This is a genomic window from Streptomyces spiroverticillatus (genome assembly GCA_014650415.1).
Lineage (GTDB): Bacteria > Actinomycetota > Actinomycetes > Streptomycetales > Streptomycetaceae > Streptomyces > Streptomyces spiroverticillatus.
The window spans coordinates 1-1,232 of record BMUX01000068.1 but is presented as its reverse complement, the minus strand read 5'-3'; the positions used below and the strand labels follow the sequence as shown (position 1 = coordinate 1,232).

The window sequence follows — 1,232 nt, the reverse complement described above, 5'->3', positions numbered from 1 at the left end:
CACAACTCGTCCGGCACCAGCCGCTCAACGATCCCCACCATGACTCACAGAATACCGAGTCACCCAAATGAGATGACCTCTTACGCACGGTGTCCCGCGCTACGCCGAATTCCTGCTGCATCGCCACTTCGGAGAGGTGGTGAGCGACCGGGTATTGCCCGCTACGGATACGGGTGCGGATCACGTCGGCGATCTGTTGCCACTTCGGGCGGGTCGGGTCGAACTCCATCACGCTCCGGACCCTACACACGCCCTACAGGGCTACCCAATGGCCTATACCCGCCTACAGCCATAGACAGGGGTATACAGGCCCATTACTGTGCAAGCACGAAAACGCCCCGGCAACCGCGTAGGACCGGTCACCGGGGCTCGCCGCAACAGCTAGAAGAGAGCTGAAACGACATGCGCGACTCTATCGCCCGAATCCTTGTATGGGCCCTGCGGCTCTTGCTGCCCGCCCACGGACGCCACCAGGCACACAACCGCCCCGAGCCCGCCCCCATGCCCGCAGAGCCCGCAGTAAGCCCGTGGGCGCGACCGTGGACCGGACCCACCAAAGAAGAAGCCGCCGCGTACTTCCGGCAGCAAGCCGAAACGACCATGCCCCTCGCCCAAGTACAGAAGGAACGTCGGGCAGCGCTGGAGTTCACCGCGCTGGAGCATGACTACCCGTACAGCTACCCGGGTGCCCCGTTCCCCCGGTCGGCGTTCGCGGTGTCGGTGATCGCATGAGCACGGCAGCCACGGCAGACCAGTGCGGAGCCCGCCGCCCCGGATGGGAGCGCGGACCCGCCATCGGGATACACCGCATCCCGTGCGTGCTCGCCGAGCACCACCAGGGCGACCACGCCAACGCGTTTGCACAGCAGTGGACCAACACGGGCACGGACACCGAGACGCCCGACACCACCGGGGACGAACACATGACGCGCGAGTGGCTGACCGGAACCCTCCCCGAGCCCACCCCCGCACTCTGCATCGGCTGTGAGCGCCACACCAGGGCCCCCGTAGTCGTCCGGTGCATACAGAGCACCAGCGGCCCCGGAACGACGCTGTACGCCTGCCCTACGTGCGCGCCGAAGCTCACTCCGGGACCGACCCCGGATCACACGGTCTTGCGCCGTAGGTAGTCAGGCCCCCAGCAAAACGCCCCGCGCGGCTCAACTGCCGTGCGGGGCTTCTGTGTTCCTGGGGTCTTGTTAGCTAGACTCTGCATAGAGGGGATTGGCGGT

At 66.2% G+C, this 1,232-nt stretch carries 3 protein-coding genes; 2 read left to right on the top strand and 1 reads right to left on the bottom strand.

Going from position 1 to position 1,232, the window contains the following annotated elements:
- Window positions 1-229 (bottom strand): hypothetical protein (locus tag IE269_RS42705; RefSeq protein ID WP_318299714.1); only part of this gene is annotated, 229 nt, incomplete at its 3' end.
- 173 nt (window positions 230-402) lie between these two features.
- Here IE269_RS42705 and IE269_RS42700 point away from each other — a divergent pair.
- Together IE269_RS42700 and IE269_RS43680 are read left to right on the top strand one after the other, a co-directional pair.
- Entirely contained in the window at window positions 403-732 is a 330-nt protein-coding gene (locus IE269_RS42700; RefSeq protein ID WP_189828763.1) for a hypothetical protein, read from the top strand.
- On the top strand, window positions 729-1,130 hold the full coding sequence (locus IE269_RS43680; RefSeq protein ID WP_229898642.1) for a hypothetical protein: 402 nt from the start codon (window positions 729-731) through the stop codon (window positions 1,128-1,130). Before IE269_RS42700 ends, IE269_RS43680 begins: the two co-directional genes overlap by 4 nt.
- The last annotated feature ends 102 nt before the right edge of the window (window positions 1,131-1,232 follow it).